Here is a 15,952-nt window from a genome sequence, read left to right as displayed (position 1 = left end):
ACATTGAAAATCAAAAATTGTTTTGATGTTCGATGCTGTGAGTGCCCACACAGATTGCTTGATTCAAATTGTTAAAGAGCGTCACGCTTGTCGCGTTGAGGAGGCGCATATTACGCGCCTCACTTCGAAAGTCAAGCGATTGTTTTCGCTTTTCTTTCGGCGCCCACTTCACTAGGAAGCTGGCTCATCAGTTCGGCGTGTTCCGCCGTGCTGGTAGGGGCGCATTATAGGGAGCCGCGCTGCGATGACAAGACATTTTTTGAAGAAAATCACGAAAATTTCAAATTATTCAATTAGAAACAGCTTATTCAGTGTATATATACAATGTTATCCACAATCCGGTTATTTCACTCCCATTTTAGCGTCATTTATGTCGCCTTCAGTGACCTTGGGAATGCCATACTGGAGCCGATAACCTCTCCCGAGTGGTCCATGGTAGCGCCAATCAGGAAAGCTGGTTACCATGGAGGTGAATATAGTGTTGCACCTTTTTTGCTTTCATTTACAAAAGGTCTTTTAAGATGAATTTATCCAAGTTTCCCGTATATATGCAGGCCGCAATCCTTGCTCTGGTATTGGCAGTGGTTGGCTACCTGGTTGCCCAGGCCCTGCAGTTCTCTTTGAAAGCGGAAGTGATTTTTGCAGCAGGTCTGGCCATTGGCGGTTTCGTGGTACCGCTGTTCCTGAAGCGAACCCCGGCTAATGTCGCCGAGTCGATCGCCAATCAGGAGACTTGCACCTTATATGTAGGCAACCTGCCCTATCGCGCCAATGAGATTGCAGTGCGCGAATTGTTTGCCGAACAGGGCCAGGTCATTTCCGTACGGTTGATGAAGGACAAGGCAACCGGCAAGCGCAGAGGTTTCGGTTTCGTGGAGATGCCCGCCGCCGATGCCGCCAAGGCGATTGCCGCTTTGAATGACAAAGAGTATCAGCAGCGCACCCTCAAGGTGCGTGAAGCGAATGACAAACGTGATAAAGAGGAAAGAGAAGGTAGCGAAACTGACGCCTAACCGCTCGTCAGTACTTCACCTCTTCCAGTGATGACAGCCCCCATGCTTGCAAGGGGGCTGTCAGTTTTTGAGCCTCCCCATCCAGCCGGGTACAGTAAGCCCTGGCAATAACCTCTTCTATATATACAGGCTGCACGACGGTATGCCCGCCATTGTTCAGCAACCAGGCCACCCGTTTGGCAACGGCACTGCCCGAGTCAATAAGCTGACATTGCGGCATCAGTTGCCCAATCTCTTCATTGAGTAGCGGGAAGTGAGTGCAACCAAGCACCAGCGTATCCGGCTTCTCTTCCCCTTCCAGCCAATCGGCCAATACCTCGCGCAGTAGCGCCATATTGACCGGTAGGCCCGCCAGCTTGTGTTCGGCTTCTATGACCAGCTCGGTGGTGCCCTTGAGCAGCACCCGCTTGCCGGGAGCAAACTGGGCGATCAGTTCGTGGGTATAGTCGCGGCTGACGGTGCCTGGAGTGGCCAGCAGACCGATACAACCGTTGCGAGTCTGAGCAGCTGCGGGCTTGATGGCTGGCACCACCCCCACCACGGGAATATCCAATGCCTCACGCAGGGCTGGCAGCGCTATGGTGCTGGCCGTGTTGCAGGCAATCACCACCAGATCTATATGATGACGGGCCACCATGGTGGTCACCAAGCGGGTGCAGGCAGCAATCAGGGCGGGCTCGCTCAATTCACCATAGGGGAAGTTGGCGTTATCGAAGCAGTAGAAATAGTTGTGTGCCGGCAGAACGCGGCGGATTTCGCGGTAGATGGTCAGGCCACCCATACCGGAATCAAACACGAGAATATTGGCCACTTGAGCTCCCCTTTGGTGCAAGGCGGCGATCATACTCCCGCCTGCCGCCAATAGAAAAGGCCCTGCCAATGGCAGGGCCTCGGTTTTTCCCATCAGAGGACGCTATTTACAGGGCGTAATCCATCGTCACGTAGTAAGCGCGCTCATCGGCCGGATAGCCCACCGCGCTTTGATACTCCTTATCCAGCAGGTTGTTGATCTTGCCAGATACCTTGAGCGCCGGGGTTACCTTGTAGCCGACAGCCAGATTCCACACGCTGTAGCCACCCAGTTTGGTGGTGTTGGCCACATCGCCATAGCGCTCACCCTGATAGATCCAGCTCAATGAACCATCAAACTGCTGCCACTGCGCCTGAGTTACCCACTTGGCCCCTTTACGGGAGATCAGCTGCAACTGCTTGTCGGTCACCCTGTCTTTGGGATCCTTGTATTCGGCAGAGACCCGATGACTCAACCAGCCGGTATCAAACTCCCCTTCCAGCTCGATCCCTTCGATCCGCGCCTTGCCAACGTTTTGTGGTGTCCACATACCCTGACTGTTGGGTGCCCACTGGATCATCTGTTCGAAGTCGTTGCGATAACCGGTCATGCGCCACTCAACACCCGCGGTTTGACCATCCAACATCAGCTCACTGCTCTTCGACTCTTCCGGCTTAAGGTTGGGATTGCCAGAACCCGGATAGTAGAGGTCATTAAAGGAGGGGGCACGGAAACCGGTGCCGTAGCGGGCACTCAGGCGGTAATCCTCCACAAAGCGCCAGCCTGCGCCGGTCTGCCAGGTGTTGTGGCGACCAAACTGCTCATTGTCATCACTGCGGCCGCTCAGCTCGGCCTGCCAGGTCTGGTTGTCAAACTGGGCAAGGGCATAGAGGCCGGTGTTGTCGCGCTCTTTGGCGTCGGCCGGATACGTGGAGCCGGAGGAGCGAGAGCGATCATCCAGTCGATCACTCTGCCAATCGGCCCCGCCTCCCAAGGTCCAGCTCTCGTTCAATTTCAAGCTGTTGACCCAGTTCAGGCTGTACTGGCGGGTGTAGGTCCGGTTATTGGCCTGATCGCGACCACTGTTGTCCTGATAGTCGTAAGCATCCTGTTTGGAGAAGGCGCCGCGCAGCTCGCTCAGATAGCGATCATCGTGATAGCGCGACCCCAGCTGATAGCTCTGGTTTTCAGTCCAGGTCTCGTTGCGCTGATGGGTGGCAGGCCCCCAGGCGGAAGCGGTGGAGGAGCGATCGTACTGGGCAATATTACGGAACCAGCGGGTCGTACCGAACAGATCCCAGTTGCTGCCGAGCGCCTGCTGATAATCGAGCATGGCGTTGTAGCCACGGTGGCCATGGCGGTCACCATCATTGATGCCGGGCAGAGGATGCACGTTGTAACCAGACTCATCATCGAAGCCACCGGCAACCTTGAGTTGACCGGCCTCACCCACCTGGCTGGCGCTACTGAAAGCGGCCTGGCGCTGTTGATGGGAACCGGCACCGATATTGAACTTGTGCTGGTTGGTCCCCTTGTCGGGACGGGTAATGATGTTGATCACCCCGCCGATGGCGTCTGAGCCGTAGATGGTGGCGCGCGGGCCGCGGATATACTCTATCCGCTCGACCTGATTGAGCGGCAGATTGTTCAATTCGGTCATCCCGGCGGTCAGGGAGGCACTGCGCACCCCGTCCACCAGCACCAGTGTCTGGGAAGAGGTGCCGCCACGTACCCGCAGCGAGCTCATCTGGCCGCGGCCGCCATTGCTGACCACTTCCACGCCGGGCAGGGTCTTGACCACATCGGTCACGGTCTGGGCTTGCAGGCGATCGATCTCGTCCCGGGTCACCACATTGACCGGGGCAAGCACGCTGGAGGCAGGTTGGGCGACGCGGGTAGCGGTCACCACCATGGTGGGATTGACGGGAATGGTCAGCTGCTGGGCAAACGCCGCCGTCGGCAACAGGGCAGCCGCCAGAAATTTCTTCGACATGAGAGATCCTTAAGTTCGCGTAAGTATCTACTTCGTGGCCGGTTTCTCTCGGCCCGAAATACGAACTCTGGCAGGTCTTCGGGCTCGGGGGCTGATAGCCTACGGCGACGGCTTCCCGCCTGACGGCAGTGCCCTGATGTCGCTTCGTTCCCCCTTACCGCTGCGCGCCAGCTCCGGATTCTCACCGGATTCCCTATTAAGCATGATGCGCCAAAGCGGGAGGATTATAGGCAGAGCAACGCTGGATGTATAGCCATCCAGATTTCTATTTATTGCCAGCCAGCGCCGCCAGCCGCTGCTGTGCCCCCTCCATCACCGCCTGTACCCCGGGATGAGAGAGATGGCGCCCTGCCGAGACCAGATAGTAAGAGAGAGTGACGTCGGTGAGGGTCGCAATTCGCTCCACCCCGTAGAGGCGACCAATTTCGTCAGCCATCGCCAGCGGCGCCGGAAAGATCCCCATCCCCGCCTTGCCGAACGACTTCATCAGGGTGGAGTCATCAAACTGCCCCACCAGATGGGGATGAATGCCCTGCTGGCGATACCACTCCAGCAGCCGATCGTGGGTGGCAGACTTCTCTCCGGGGATCAGCAACGGCAACCCCTCCAGCGAGGCGGGAAAGCCATCCCGCGCCCGCGCCGCCAGCGCCGGGCTGGCAAAAAGTGCCAGCGGGCTGCGCCCCAGCTCATGGTTGTAGCCACGTACACCACTGTCGGGAGGAAGCGGGCGATCGATCAGCACCATGTCGAGCTTGTGGCGGGCCAGCTCGCTGAACAGCTGCTCGGCCCGCTCCTCGTGACACACCAGCCGCAACGGGGTCGCCAGCGCCATGGCGGGAGCCAGCAGCTCAAACGCCAGGGTGCGGGGTACCGAATCGGCGATCCCCACCTGCATGGTCAACTCCTGACTGGCGTGGCGCAGGGTGTGCTCCAGTTCGGCGCCGAGCGAGAAAATCGCCCCCGCCTGCTCCTGCGCCTGCCGTCCGGCGGCGGTCAGCACCAGACGCCGCCCCACCCGGTTGAACAGCGCCACCCCGAGGGACTGCTCCAGCTCGGCCACCTGACCGCTGATGGTCTGCGGCGTTAAGTGCAGCTGTTCGGCGGCCTGCGTCACGCTGCCGCTGCGCGCCACATGCCAGAAGTAGTAGAGCTGTTTGTAGTTGAGCATGCCGTTCCCTATCAGTTTTTACCGAACAACCATCAGCGAGAATCTGATTTTATCGAAACATTGCGGGCTCTAGCATGCAACCATTATCTGAACTGCCCTGCGAACCATCATGCTGGATGTCGTTGTTCTCTTCTTTCTGTTTGGTCTGCTGGCCGGTCTGGTACGCTCCGAGCTCAAGCTGCCGCCCGCCCTCTACGACACACTCTCCCTCTTTCTTCTTCTGGCCATCGGCCTCAAGGGCGGGGTCGGTCTGGCCCAGCAATCCCTGCAGCCTCTGCTGCCGCAACTGGCGCTGGTGATCCTGCTCGGTGTGGTGCAGACCCTGCTCGGCTTTGCCGTGCTGCGTCTCAAGATGAACCGGGTCGATGCCGCCGCCACCGCCGCCCACTATGGTTCGGTCAGCGTCGCCACCTTTGCGGTCGGGGTGAACTGGCTCACCGAGCGGGGCATCAGCTTTGAATCCCAGCTCTCCATCTTCCTCGCGGTGATGGAGATCCCGGCCATTCTGGTGGGCATAGTGCTGGCCCGCGGCATCAGCCGCGAGACCCGCTGGCGCATGCTGGCCCACGAGACCTTCCTCGGCAAAGGGGTCACCCTGCTGCTGGGCGGCATGGCCATCGGCTATCTGGCCGGGCCGGACGGGATTGCCCCGCTCAAACCGCTGTTTGTCGACCTGTTCAAGGGGGCGCTGGCGCTGTTCCTGCTGGAGATGGGCCTCATCGTCGCCCGCCAGTGTCAGGATCTGCGCCGTCATGGCCTGTTCCTGCTCGGCTTCGCCCTGTTGATGCCGCTCGCCTCAGCGGGACTGGGATTGGCTGCTGGCCAGCTGATGGGGCTCTCCCTCGGCGGCCTGACCCTGCTGGCCACCCTGGCGGCGAGCGCCTCCTATATTGCCGTGCCGGCCACCATGCGCATCGCCGTGCCCCAGGCCAACCCGGGGCTCTCTCTCAGCGCCGTGCTGGGGGTCACCTTCCCGTTCAACATCATGCTGGGGATCCCGCTCTACCACAGCTGGGCCCGCCACTTCACGGAGTAGCCACATGCAGACCGAGACCCGCACCCTGCTGACCGTCATCACGGAAGCCAATCTGGAGCCTACCCTGCTGCGCACCCTCACCCGTGAGGGGCTGCGCGGCTACACCATCACAGATGCCCGCGGTCGGGGCGATCATGGTGAGCGCAACGCCAGCTGGAGCGAGAGCGGCAACATCCGGCTGGAGGCGATCTGCAGCCGGGAGCAGGCGGAGCGGCTGCTGGCCCACCTGCAGAGTCGCTACTACCCCGATTACGCCATGATCGCCTTTCTGCAGCCGGTCGAAATCGTGCGACCCGAGAAATTCTGAGCCGGCTTGCCGGCTCTTTTTGTTCACCAAAAGCAAACGTTTGACACCAAGGATTAAGAGAAAATGAACACCCCTCCCCTGATCGGCCTGGTAATGGGCTCCGACTCCGACTGGCCCGTGCTGCAGGCTGCCGCCCGCATCCTCAAGGAGCACGGCGTGCCCTACGAGGCGCAGGTGGTCTCGGCCCATCGCACACCGGATCTGCTGTTCGAGTATGCCGCCACTGCCCGCGAGCGCGGTCTGCGCGCCATCATCGCCGGAGCCGGTGGTGCCGCCCACCTGCCGGGTATGGTCGCCGCCAAGACCACTCTTCCGGTGCTGGGGGTACCCATCCCCTCGCGACATCTCAAGGGGATGGACTCGCTACTCTCCATTGTGCAGATGCCCAAAGGGGTGCCGGTCGCCACCTTCGCCATCGGCGAGGCGGGGGCTGCCAACGCCGCACTGTTTGCGGTCTCTCTGCTCTCCGTTGCACAAGATGGCTACGCCCCCCGCTACCGGCAACAGCTCGACGACTTCCGCACCCACGAGCGAGATCGGGTGCTGGCGCTGCAACTGGAGGAGCCGACATGATCCTGCCACCCGCCACCCTCGGCATGCTGGGGGGCGGCCAGCTTGGCCGCTACTTCGTGATGGCCGCCCACCGCCTCGGCTACAAGGTGGTGGTGCTGGATCCCGACCCGGCCAGCATCGCCGGTGCCGCAGCCGATCACCATATTGTCGCCCCCTATGACGACCAGACCGCCCTGCACGAGCTGGCCAGCCACTGCGAGGCCATCAGCTGCGAGTTCGAGAACGTGCCCGCCGCCACCCTCGCGCTGCTCGAAAAACAAAAGCCGGTACGCCCGGCCGCCAGCGCGGTGCAGGTCTGTCAGGATCGCCGCGAGGAGAAAGCCTTTCTGCGCAGAGCCAACATCCCGGTCGCCCCCTCTCTGGCACTGCTGCCGGAAGAGCCTATCCCCGCACAGGCCAGCGAACTCTTGCCCGCCATTCTCAAGACGGCCCGCGAGGGGTACGACGGCAAGGGGCAGTGGCAGGTCAGTAATCTGGATGAGCTGGCGACGGCACTGACAGGCAGTGGCGTGCCCTGCGTGCTGGAAAAACGGCTGGCGCTGGAGGGTGAGTTTGCCCTGACCCTGGCCCGCAGCCCGAGCGGCGCCATCAGCGCCCTGCCACTGGTGCAGAACTGGCACAGCGGCGGCATTCTCGACCAGACTCGCTCCCCGGCCAATGTGCCGGCGCTGGAGAGCGAAGCCAAAGGGATCGCCGAGCAGCTGATCACCGCCCTCGACTACATCGGTGTGCTGACGGTGGAGTTCTTTCTGGTGGAAGGCCGACTGCTGGTCAACGAGCTGGCGCCCCGCCCCCACAACTCGGGTCACCCCAGCCTCGATAACGCCGCATGCAGCCAGTTCGAGTTGCAGGTGCGGGCCCTGTGCGATCTGCCGCAGCCAGAGCAGATCGCCGTGCGCCCCGCCCTGTTAATCAACCTGCTGGGGGATCTCTGGCAAAACGGCACGCCCGACTGGGCCACCCTGCTGGCGCTGCCCGGCCTGCATCTGCACCTCTACGGCAAGGGCGAACCCCGCCCCGGCCGCAAGATGGGCCATATCACGGTAACCGGTGACGACTGGTCAACGGTGGAAGAGAGTTGCCGTCAGGCTCGCCAGCTGCTGGGGCTAGCGCGGCGCTGATCGAGCATCGGAAATGCAAAGACCCGGGCATGGCCCGGGTCTCTGTTTTTGCTTGCTATGGCAGGAAGGCTTATCAGGCCCGCTCCACCGCTACCGGTGCCGGCAGGCGGATGGTGAGGGAGAGCACCAGCGCCACCACCAGCAATACCAGGATCAGGTGGAAGGTCGCCATAAAGCCGCCAAACAGGGAGGCCACAATGGAGCCGATGATGCTGCCCAGACCAAAGCCCAGATAGATGACGCCGTAGTTCTTGGTCAGGTTGTTGAGACCGAAGAAGTCGCTCACCAGCGAGGGGTAGACGGTGATGGTGCCACCGAAGCTGAATGCCACACAGGCGACCGCCACAAAGAACAGGTTGGCGTTGAGCGGCACGAACAGCAGCAGCGCCATGCCCGCCAGGGTAATCAGCTGGGCAATGGTGATGACCCGGATACGGGACATCTTGTCGGAGAGGATACCCAGCACCAGACGGCCACCCAGGTTGGCCATGGCGATGATGGCGACGGCGTTGGCAGCGACCACGGCTGGCAGACCCACCATCTTCTCGCCGATATCCTTGGCCACGCCGATGACGTAGAGGCCACTCATGCAGGCGGTGAGGAACATCAGCGCCAGCATCCAGTACTGCGGCTTGCGCATCGCCTCAGCCAGAGTGAAGTCACGGCTCTCGCTCTGCTGCACGGAAGCGGCCTGTTTGGGCGCATCCTTCATCAGCATGCCGCCCACCAGCACCATGGACATCGCAATCAAGCCCCACAGCTGGAAGGTAGTCTCAAGGCCGGAGCTGGAGAGCAGCAGCAGGTTGATGTATTTGAAACCGAGACTGCCGAGGCCATAGGCACCGATGGAGCAGGCGGAGATCAACCCCTTGCGCTCCGGGAACCACTTCACGCAGTTGGAGAGGGTCATCAGGTAGCCGGTACCGTCGGCAAAACCGACCAGAATGCCCGCGCAGAGGTAGAGCATCGCCAGATTGCTGGCATGGGCGGTGAGGAAGAAGCCGATGCCGAGCAGCACGCCGGCGCCCAGGGTCACGTTGCGCACACCGAATCGCTCCTGCAGCTTGCCCGCCATGGAGGAGGCGACTGCCAGCGAGAGGCTGAGCAGGCCGAAGGCGAAAGCGACCTGACTCACCGGCTCGTCCAGCTTGTCGGAGAGCTGGGCGTTGAACAGGCTCCAGGTGTAGACAGAACCCAGTGCGAACTGGGTGATAATGGTACCGATCAGTGTCAGGTACCGGGTGCGATTCATCTCTTTGGTCATGATGCGTCTCGGTCGATGGCCTTAAGGAAATTGAGGCCACTATAGGCAAGACGCAGCTCGCGCCGATCGATTAAGGCATGAAATGCAGATCGGCGGGAATGAATTACAATCAGAGCCGCATCAGCTGACGGAATGCCTTGATGTTGCTGCGACTGACCGGCACCTCGAACGGTAGATCATGGAGCCGGATGAGATAGGTGCTGTTAAACCAGGGGACGATTTCGCGGATCTTGTTGATGTTGACGCAGTAGGAGCGGTGGCAGCGAAAGAACCCCTCGGCAGGCAGCCGGCTGACAAACTCGCTGATGGTCATGGTCATCACGTAGCGATCATCGCGGGTGTAGACATAAGTGAGCTTCTCGTCGGCTTCCGCGTAGTAGATCTGCTCGCAAGGGGTGACGATGATGCGCTCCCCCTTCACCAGATTGACGGTGCGATTATGCGCTGCCCCCGGCTCGCTCCCCTGCCCCGCCTGCGACTTGCCCGCCTGCTCCAGCTTTTGCAGCAGGCTGATGAGGCGCGGCTCGTTGTAGGGTTTGAGGATGTAATCGAATGCCTCCAGCTCGAACGCCTCCACCGCGAACTCTTTGTAGGCGGTGACGAAGACGATGTGGGGCGGATGGCTCGACTTGTGCAGGTTCTTGGCCAGCAACAGGCCATCGATGGAGGGGATCTGGATATCCAGAAACACCACGTCCACCTCGTGATCCTGCAGGTATTTGAACGCCTCCAGCCCATCCTCGAAACTCGCCACTATCTCGATCTGGCTGTGCTGCCCCACCAGATAGGCCAGCTCTTCACGGGCCAGATACTCGTCTTCCACAATGATCGCTTTCAGCATGACAACACCTCTCGCGGCACACACTTATCCTCAACCATGATGGCACTCAGCATGGCATCGACTCCTGATCCGGCAGATAGAAACTCACTTCGGTACCCGGCTCCAGCCGCTTGAGGTGCAGGCCGTCGCCATAGAGCAGCTTGACCCGCTGATGCACGTTCATCAGGCCGATGCTGCGGCTCTCCACCCGACCGGCTGCGACCCCGTCGATCACCGCCTGACTGATGCCGTAACCGGTATCCCGCACCGATACCCGGATGCCGCCCGCCAGCTGTTTCACCTCGATGGTGACCCGACCCGGCGCACTGCGGGGCTGGATGCCATGCAGGATGGCGTTTTCCACCAGCGGCTGCAACAGCAGACTCGGCACCTGAATGTGCACGTCGTCCACCTCGAACACCACCTCCAGCTTGTCGCCGAAGCGGGCCTGCTCGATAGCCACGTAGTCGCGCACCTGCTGCAGCTCCTCCTGAATGTCGATAAGCTCATCCCCTTTGTTGAGGTTGTAGCGCAGGTAATCCGCCAGATTGGCAATGAGCTGGCGCGCCTGCTGGGGCCGGATGCGGATCAGCGACGAGATGGCGTTGAGAGCGTTGAACAGGAAGTGCGGGTTGATCTTGCTCTGCAGGGCGGTGAACTCCGCCTTGCGGGTCATCTCTTTCAACTGCTCGATGCGCGACACCTCCATCTGGGTGGAGATGAGCTGGGAGAGACCCACCGCCATCTCCCGCAGCGAGCTGGTGATGCTGTGGGTGCGACGGTAGTAGATCTTGAGGGTGCCGCTGACGGCGCCGTTCTCCCGCAGCGGAATAATGATGACCGAGTGGAAGTCGGCCAGATGGTACTGGCGCAGATCGTTGTTGATGATGATCTGGTCGAGCAGCACCGCCTGCTGGGTCATGCCGCTGATGGCGTGGTGCTCATCCAGCTCGTAATAGTCCTTGCCCACCCCGACATAAGCCAGCACGTCATGGGTATCTGTGATGGCCACCGCATCGGCGCTGATGTCGCGCCGGATCACATCGCACACCTGACTGAGGGAGTGGCGATCGATGTTCTGGAAGAAGGGCAGCGTCTTGTTAGCGATATCGAGCGCCAGCTTGGCCTGCTTGGCGGCAATCAGCTCCTTCTCGTCATCCAGATCCTGCACCAGCTTGATGATAAGGCCGATGCAGAGCGCCCCGGCGATCATCGGATAGGCGATATGGTTGACGATCTCCACCCCGACTTCGTGGGGCTCGGTCAGCAGCCAGATGAGCAGCATGGTCAGCCCTTCGCAGAGCATCCCCGCCAGAATGCCGTAGAGCCAGAGCCGCGACTTGCGACAGCGCAGGTGCAGCCAGGTGGCGAGCAGACCGGCGATGATGCTGGCGATAAGGCAAGGGATGGAGGTGTGACCATCCATATCGATGAGATAGCGGTGCAGGCCGGAGATGACCCCGGCTGGAATGCCGACCCAGGGGCCGAACAGGATGCCGCCGGAGATAATGGCAATGATCCGCACGTTGATCAGCGCCCCCTCTACCGGAATGCCGGTGTAGGTACTGAACACCGCAAACAAGCAGAAGATCGAGGCTACCAGCACCAGCTCGGCCGGGGTGTGATCCCGCTTCTGAAACAACCGCTGGAACGGCCGGGTGCGGGTCAGGAAGAAGAGGGTCATCAGCATCAGCGCTGCCCGCTCGAACACCGCCAACAACATCATCTGATTCTCAAGCATCTGCGCCCCCTTGCGGCAACCCGACCGATCACCATAACCCTGACCAATAAATCGGGGCCGGATAAACCAGCCCCTGTGACATCAACAGTACTGACCGGCCACCCAGCCGGAGGACCAGGCCCACTGGAAGTTGTAGCCACCGAGCCAGCCGGTCACGTCCACCACTTCGCCGATGAAGTAGAGGCCCGGCACCTTACGCGCTTCCATGGTCTTGGAGGAGAGCTCGTTGGTATCGACGCCGCCCAGGGTCACTTCGGCGGTGCGATACCCCTCGGTGCCGTTGGGCAGGATCTGCCAGTCACCCAGCAGGTTGGCCACCGCTTCCAGCTCCCGCTCGTTGTACTGGCGCATCGGCTTGCTGACCAGCTGGCCCAGCTCCACCAGCTTGTCGACGAAGCGCTTGGGCAGCTCGCGCCCCAGCACGGTTTTCAGCTCCTGCGCCGGGTGAGCCTGCGCCCATTCACGCAGGGCAGCCGGAATATCCAGCTCCGGCAACAGGTTGATGTGGATCTTCTCGCCGGCGTGCCAGTAGGAGGAGATCTGCAGGATGACGGGGCCGGAGAGGCCGCGGTGGGTGAACAGCATCGCCTCCTTGAAGCGGGTGCCATCCTCGGCGGTCACAGCTACCGGCAGGCTGATGCCCGCCAGATCGGCGAAGGCCTCTTTCTCCGCCTGATGGAGGGTGAAGGGCACCAGACCGGCGCGGGTCGGCAGCACCTTGAGACCGAACTGCTCCGCCAGCTTGAAGCCATACGGGGTCGCGCCCAGCTTGGGCATGGAGAGACCGCCGGTCGCCACCACCAGCGAGTGACAGCCGATCTCTCCCTTGCTGGTGGTCAGGAGGAAGCCCTCCTCCTGTTTGTTGACGGTGAGGATCTCGGTCTGGAACTGCAGGGTCACACCAGCCCAGTCACACTCGGTGAGCAGCACATCGACGATCTCCTTGGCGCTCTCGAGGCAGAACAGCTGCCCCAGGGTGCGCTCGTGATAGTTGACCCCGTGGCGATCCACCAGATCGATAAAGTCCTGCTGGGTGTAGCGAGCCAGCGCCGACTTGCTGAAGTGGGGATTCTCCGACAGGTAGGCGTGAGCGCCCGCCTGATGGTTGGTGAAGTTGCAGCGACCACCGCCACTGATGAGGATCTTGCGGCCCGGCTTCTTGGCATTGTCGAGCACCAGCACGGAGCGGCCACGGTAGCCCGCCTGCGCCGCACACATCAATCCGGCCGCACCGGCCCCGATCACCACCACATCGACCTGCTTCATCATCACTCACTTATCAAAATTGAAACGGCACCTGGCCAGAACCGTGATTGCCTCTGGCGGAACAGAACCATAGTGGCTGCCCACCAGAATAAACAACGGCCCTTAAAAGGGCCGTTATTGTACTGGCTGAACACTAAGTGTCCACGACTATCAGGCGTTGCTGTCCATGATGCTGGCAGGGGCGCCCTTGGCCAGTTCGGCCAGCTCCTTGTCGATGAAGTAGAGGCCTTTGCCATCTTCACCCACCAGACCCAGACGGTCGACGATGCTCTTGAACAGCTTCTCCTCTTCATGCTGCTCGGCCACATACCACTGCAGGAAATTGAAGGTGGAGTAGTCCTGGGTAGTGAAGGCTACGTGGGCCAGACCATTGATGCACTTGGTGATGTGGTACTCGTGCTCCAGGGTGGTACGGAACACGTCGCCCAGCGACTTGAACTCGTGGGGAGGGGCATCGATGGCACCCAGCTTGGGCATGGCGCCGGTCTCGCTCACGTAGGTGAACAGACGCTCCATATGCTGGCGCTCCTCGACCGCGTGCTGACGCAGGAAGGTCGCCGCCCCCTCAAAGCCCTTGTCTTCGCACCAGGCGCTCATCTGCAGATAGAGATTGGAGGAGTAGAACTCCAGGTTAATCTGCTCGTTCAACTTCTCGATCATGGCTTGGGCCAGCATCTTGTTTCTCCTCAGTGATTTGGTATCGATTGTCGCCACACTCCCGCCGCGAATCAACCCGCCAACGAGAGGGAGATCCCGTTTCTTTCAGCTCAGGGGGTCAGCTCCCTAAGGGAGGCGACATCCACCGGCGCAGCATAATCGACGCCCGGCAGCTCGAAGCCGTTGAGCTGCATGAAATCCTGCCGCAGCCCGGCAAAGTCCCCCAGCGCGTGGAAATTCTCCGGCGTCACCTTGGGCCAGAGCGCCGAAACGGCAGCCTGAATGGCCGGGTCGAGCTCGTGATCATCCATCCGGATCAGCCGGTTACCATCGGCCACCACCCCATTGGGTCCGTACATCTTGGCGGCGAACAGTCGCTGCATCTGCTCGATGCAGCCCTCATGGACGCCGCGCTCCTTCATCACCCCCATCAACAAGCCGAGATAAACCGGCAGCACCGGGATATAGGCGCTCGCCTTGGTCACCAGCGCCTTGCAGACCGACACCCAGGCGTGACCACCAATCTCGGCCAGCTGCAGGTTGATGGTCTCGGCGGTGGCGTGCAGATGCTCCTTGGCATAACCGATGGTGCCATCCCGATAGAGGGGATAGGTGGATTCCGGGCCGATATAGGAGTAAGCGACGGTTTGCGCGCCGGGGGCGAGACAATCGGCCTGCTGCAACGCCTGCATCCAGAGCTGCCAATCCTCGCCCCCCATCACGGTGACGGTATCGCGGATCTCCTCCGGCGTTGCTGGCGCCAGCGACTGCTGCACCAGGGTATCGCGCTCCAGATCCAGCCCCCAGCCGCTGAATGGCTGGCCGGTGGTCTTGAGCACCGAGCGCACTTGCGTGCCGTCGGGCAGCACCCGGATGCCGCTCGCGAGCGAATAAATCACCAGATCCACCTGCCCAAGCTGCTGGCGGATGGTATCGATGGCCTGCTGGCGCATGCCATCGGAGAAGGCATCGCCGATCAGGTTGATGGCGATACGCCCCTCCTGCTCCGCCTCCTTGCGAAACCAGATGTTGTTGTACCAACCGGCGCTACCCAATCCTTTGTCGGAAGGGCCGCGCTCAAACGAGATGCTGATGGTGTCGGCACCGGCACCAAAGGCGAGTGCAATGCGCGACGCCAGTCCAAACCCGGAAGAGGCACCCAGCACCAGCACCCGCTTGGGGCCGTTGAACGGGCCAGCAGCCTTGATGCGTTCGATCTGCTGCTGCACGGCGGCGCGACAGCCGATAGGGTGACAGTTGCGGGCAACACAACCTTGAATCTGGGGATGAATGATCATGGGAAGGCCTCCAAAGAAACTGGCTACAGCATAACCAAATCGAAGGAGATTAACTTGATGCCGGATCGCTATCAGTCAGAAAAGCCGCGGGAAATGAGGCAGAAAAACAAAAGGGAGCACGTGGCTCCCCAAAGCGGTATTCAGATGCTTTTTGTTGTTTTGTGTTCATTGCGAAGCACGGGCCCATCCTATGCCTCTCCCCCCTGATCGGCAAGCCGAGGGGTGTGACCGGCGTCAAACTCTTGTTTAATTTATAGGCAAATAGTGGTTAATAACTGAGTGGCTGACCCTGTGTCACACGTCATTAAACTCATTTAAATCCCAAAACTGTGCCTGAGGCACCATTTTAGTTTCAGCAGAGATTGGTATAGTGGGCTGAAGGATCGGTAAGGAGAACCCCATGAGTGGAACAACCTATTACAAGCATATTCTGGCCGCGATCGACCTCTCTGAAGACAACCGCAAGGTGATCGACAAGGCGGTGGACAGAGCCCGCTCCAACGGCGCCAAGCTGTCGGTTATCCATGTCGATGTGGACCTCAAGGATCTCTACACCGAGATGATCGATATCGATATCGACAACGTGCAGGATCAGGTGATCGCCGAAGCGAAAGAGAAGCTGGAGGCATTTCTGGCCTCGGTGGACTATCCCATCGAGAAGAAGCTGGTGATCTGCGGCGATCTGAGCGAGCGGGTCAATCAGGCGGTCAAGGAGTATGAGATCGACCTGCTGGTGTGCGGCCATCGCCAGAGTTTCTGGAGTCTGCTCACCTCCAGCGCCCGTCAGCTGATGAATACGGTGCCCTGCGATCTGCTGGTCGTCCCCTTGCAGAAGTAATGAAACCGGCGTAGTTTGATTTGCTATGAACATGACCGCATTCAATCACAACTACTGGTGGTGCTGC

At 60.5% G+C, this 15,952-nt stretch carries 15 protein-coding genes and 1 riboswitch; of the genes, 6 read left to right on the top strand and 9 right to left on the bottom strand.

Going from position 1 to position 15,952, the window contains the following annotated elements; translation table 11 throughout:
• Window positions 1–521 precede the first annotated feature (521 nt).
• A complete protein-coding gene (locus tag AB5Y99_RS16400) occupies window positions 522–1,013 on the top strand; it encodes an RNA-binding protein (protein ID WP_005339200.1) in 492 nt (163 codons plus the stop codon).
• 7 nt (window positions 1,014–1,020) lie between these two features.
• Here AB5Y99_RS16400 and murI read toward each other — a convergent pair whose 3' ends face one another.
• From murI to AB5Y99_RS16385, 3 genes are all read right to left on the bottom strand, one after another.
• On the bottom strand, window positions 1,021–1,824 hold the full coding sequence (gene murI, locus AB5Y99_RS16395) for a glutamate racemase (protein WP_368210169.1): 804 nt from the start codon (window positions 1,822–1,824) through the stop codon (window positions 1,021–1,023).
• A 106-nt stretch (window positions 1,825–1,930) separates the two neighbouring features.
• Window positions 1,931–3,796, bottom strand: a complete 1,866-nt coding sequence (locus AB5Y99_RS16390; protein ID WP_368210168.1) for a TonB-dependent receptor — start codon at window positions 3,794–3,796, stop codon at window positions 1,931–1,933.
• 51 nt (window positions 3,797–3,847) lie between these two features.
• Window positions 3,848–4,026, bottom strand: a riboswitch (cobalamin riboswitch).
• Between the two features lie 35 nt (window positions 4,027–4,061).
• Window positions 4,062–4,964 (bottom strand): LysR family transcriptional regulator, encoded by a 903-nt coding sequence (locus AB5Y99_RS16385; RefSeq protein ID WP_368210166.1) that lies wholly within the window; start codon window positions 4,962–4,964, stop codon window positions 4,062–4,064.
• Between the two features lie 109 nt (window positions 4,965–5,073).
• Here AB5Y99_RS16385 and AB5Y99_RS16380 point away from each other — a divergent pair, with 109 nt between their 5' ends.
• The 4 genes from AB5Y99_RS16380 (at window position 5,074) to AB5Y99_RS16365 (ending at window position 8,001) form a co-directional block, all read left to right on the top strand.
• Window positions 5,074–6,000, top strand: a complete 927-nt coding sequence (locus AB5Y99_RS16380) for a sodium-dependent bicarbonate transport family permease (RefSeq protein ID WP_005342109.1) — start codon at window positions 5,074–5,076, stop codon at window positions 5,998–6,000.
• A gap of 4 nt (window positions 6,001–6,004) precedes the next feature.
• Window positions 6,005–6,307, top strand: coding sequence for a hypothetical protein (locus AB5Y99_RS16375; RefSeq protein ID WP_005321666.1), 303 nt, complete (start codon window positions 6,005–6,007; stop codon window positions 6,305–6,307).
• A gap of 63 nt (window positions 6,308–6,370) precedes the next feature.
• Complete coding sequence (purE, locus tag AB5Y99_RS16370) at window positions 6,371–6,880, top strand: 5-(carboxyamino)imidazole ribonucleotide mutase (RefSeq protein WP_368210164.1); 510 nt, start codon at window positions 6,371–6,373, stop codon at window positions 6,878–6,880.
• Window positions 6,877–8,001, top strand: a complete 1,125-nt coding sequence (locus tag AB5Y99_RS16365; protein WP_368210163.1) for a 5-(carboxyamino)imidazole ribonucleotide synthase — start codon at window positions 6,877–6,879, stop codon at window positions 7,999–8,001. Before purE ends, AB5Y99_RS16365 begins: the two co-directional genes overlap by 4 nt.
• 73 nt (window positions 8,002–8,074) lie before the next feature.
• Here AB5Y99_RS16365 and AB5Y99_RS16360 read toward each other — a convergent pair whose 3' ends face one another.
• The 6 genes from AB5Y99_RS16360 to fabV form a co-directional block, all read right to left on the bottom strand.
• Window positions 8,075–9,265: an MFS transporter gene (locus AB5Y99_RS16360; RefSeq protein WP_040069602.1), complete on the bottom strand. Its 1,191-nt coding sequence runs from the start codon at window positions 9,263–9,265 to the stop codon at window positions 8,075–8,077.
• A gap of 109 nt (window positions 9,266–9,374) precedes the next feature.
• Window positions 9,375–10,106 carry a LytTR family DNA-binding domain-containing protein gene (locus tag AB5Y99_RS16355; RefSeq protein WP_323893989.1) on the bottom strand — a complete coding sequence of 244 codons (732 nt, stop codon included), beginning with the start codon at window positions 10,104–10,106 and terminating at the stop codon, window positions 9,375–9,377.
• A 46-nt stretch (window positions 10,107–10,152) separates the two neighbouring features.
• Complete coding sequence (locus tag AB5Y99_RS16350; RefSeq protein ID WP_164461915.1) at window positions 10,153–11,826, bottom strand: sensor histidine kinase; 1,674 nt, start codon at window positions 11,824–11,826, stop codon at window positions 10,153–10,155.
• Between the two features lie 81 nt (window positions 11,827–11,907).
• Entirely contained in the window at window positions 11,908–13,092 is a 1,185-nt protein-coding gene (locus tag AB5Y99_RS16345) for an NAD(P)/FAD-dependent oxidoreductase (RefSeq protein WP_323893991.1), read from the bottom strand.
• Between the two features lie 150 nt (window positions 13,093–13,242).
• A complete protein-coding gene (gene ftnA, locus AB5Y99_RS16340) occupies window positions 13,243–13,767 on the bottom strand; it encodes a non-heme ferritin (RefSeq protein ID WP_005339225.1) in 525 nt (174 codons plus the stop codon).
• Between the two features lie 92 nt (window positions 13,768–13,859).
• Window positions 13,860–15,047, bottom strand: coding sequence for an enoyl-ACP reductase FabV (gene fabV, locus AB5Y99_RS16335; RefSeq protein ID WP_335874629.1), 1,188 nt, complete (start codon window positions 15,045–15,047; stop codon window positions 13,860–13,862).
• Window positions 15,048–15,447: 400 nt separating this feature from the next.
• On the opposite strand from fabV, the gene AB5Y99_RS16330 reads away from it, so the two are divergent.
• Window positions 15,448–15,885 (top strand): universal stress protein, encoded by a 438-nt coding sequence (locus AB5Y99_RS16330; protein ID WP_005339229.1) that lies wholly within the window; start codon window positions 15,448–15,450, stop codon window positions 15,883–15,885.
• The last annotated feature ends 67 nt before the right edge of the window (window positions 15,886–15,952 follow it).

The sequence above is a fragment of the Aeromonas sp. R4-2 genome, assembly GCF_040908295.1.
Lineage (GTDB): Bacteria > Pseudomonadota > Gammaproteobacteria > Enterobacterales > Aeromonadaceae > Aeromonas > Aeromonas veronii.
This window is presented reverse-complemented; position numbering and strand designations above follow the sequence as displayed.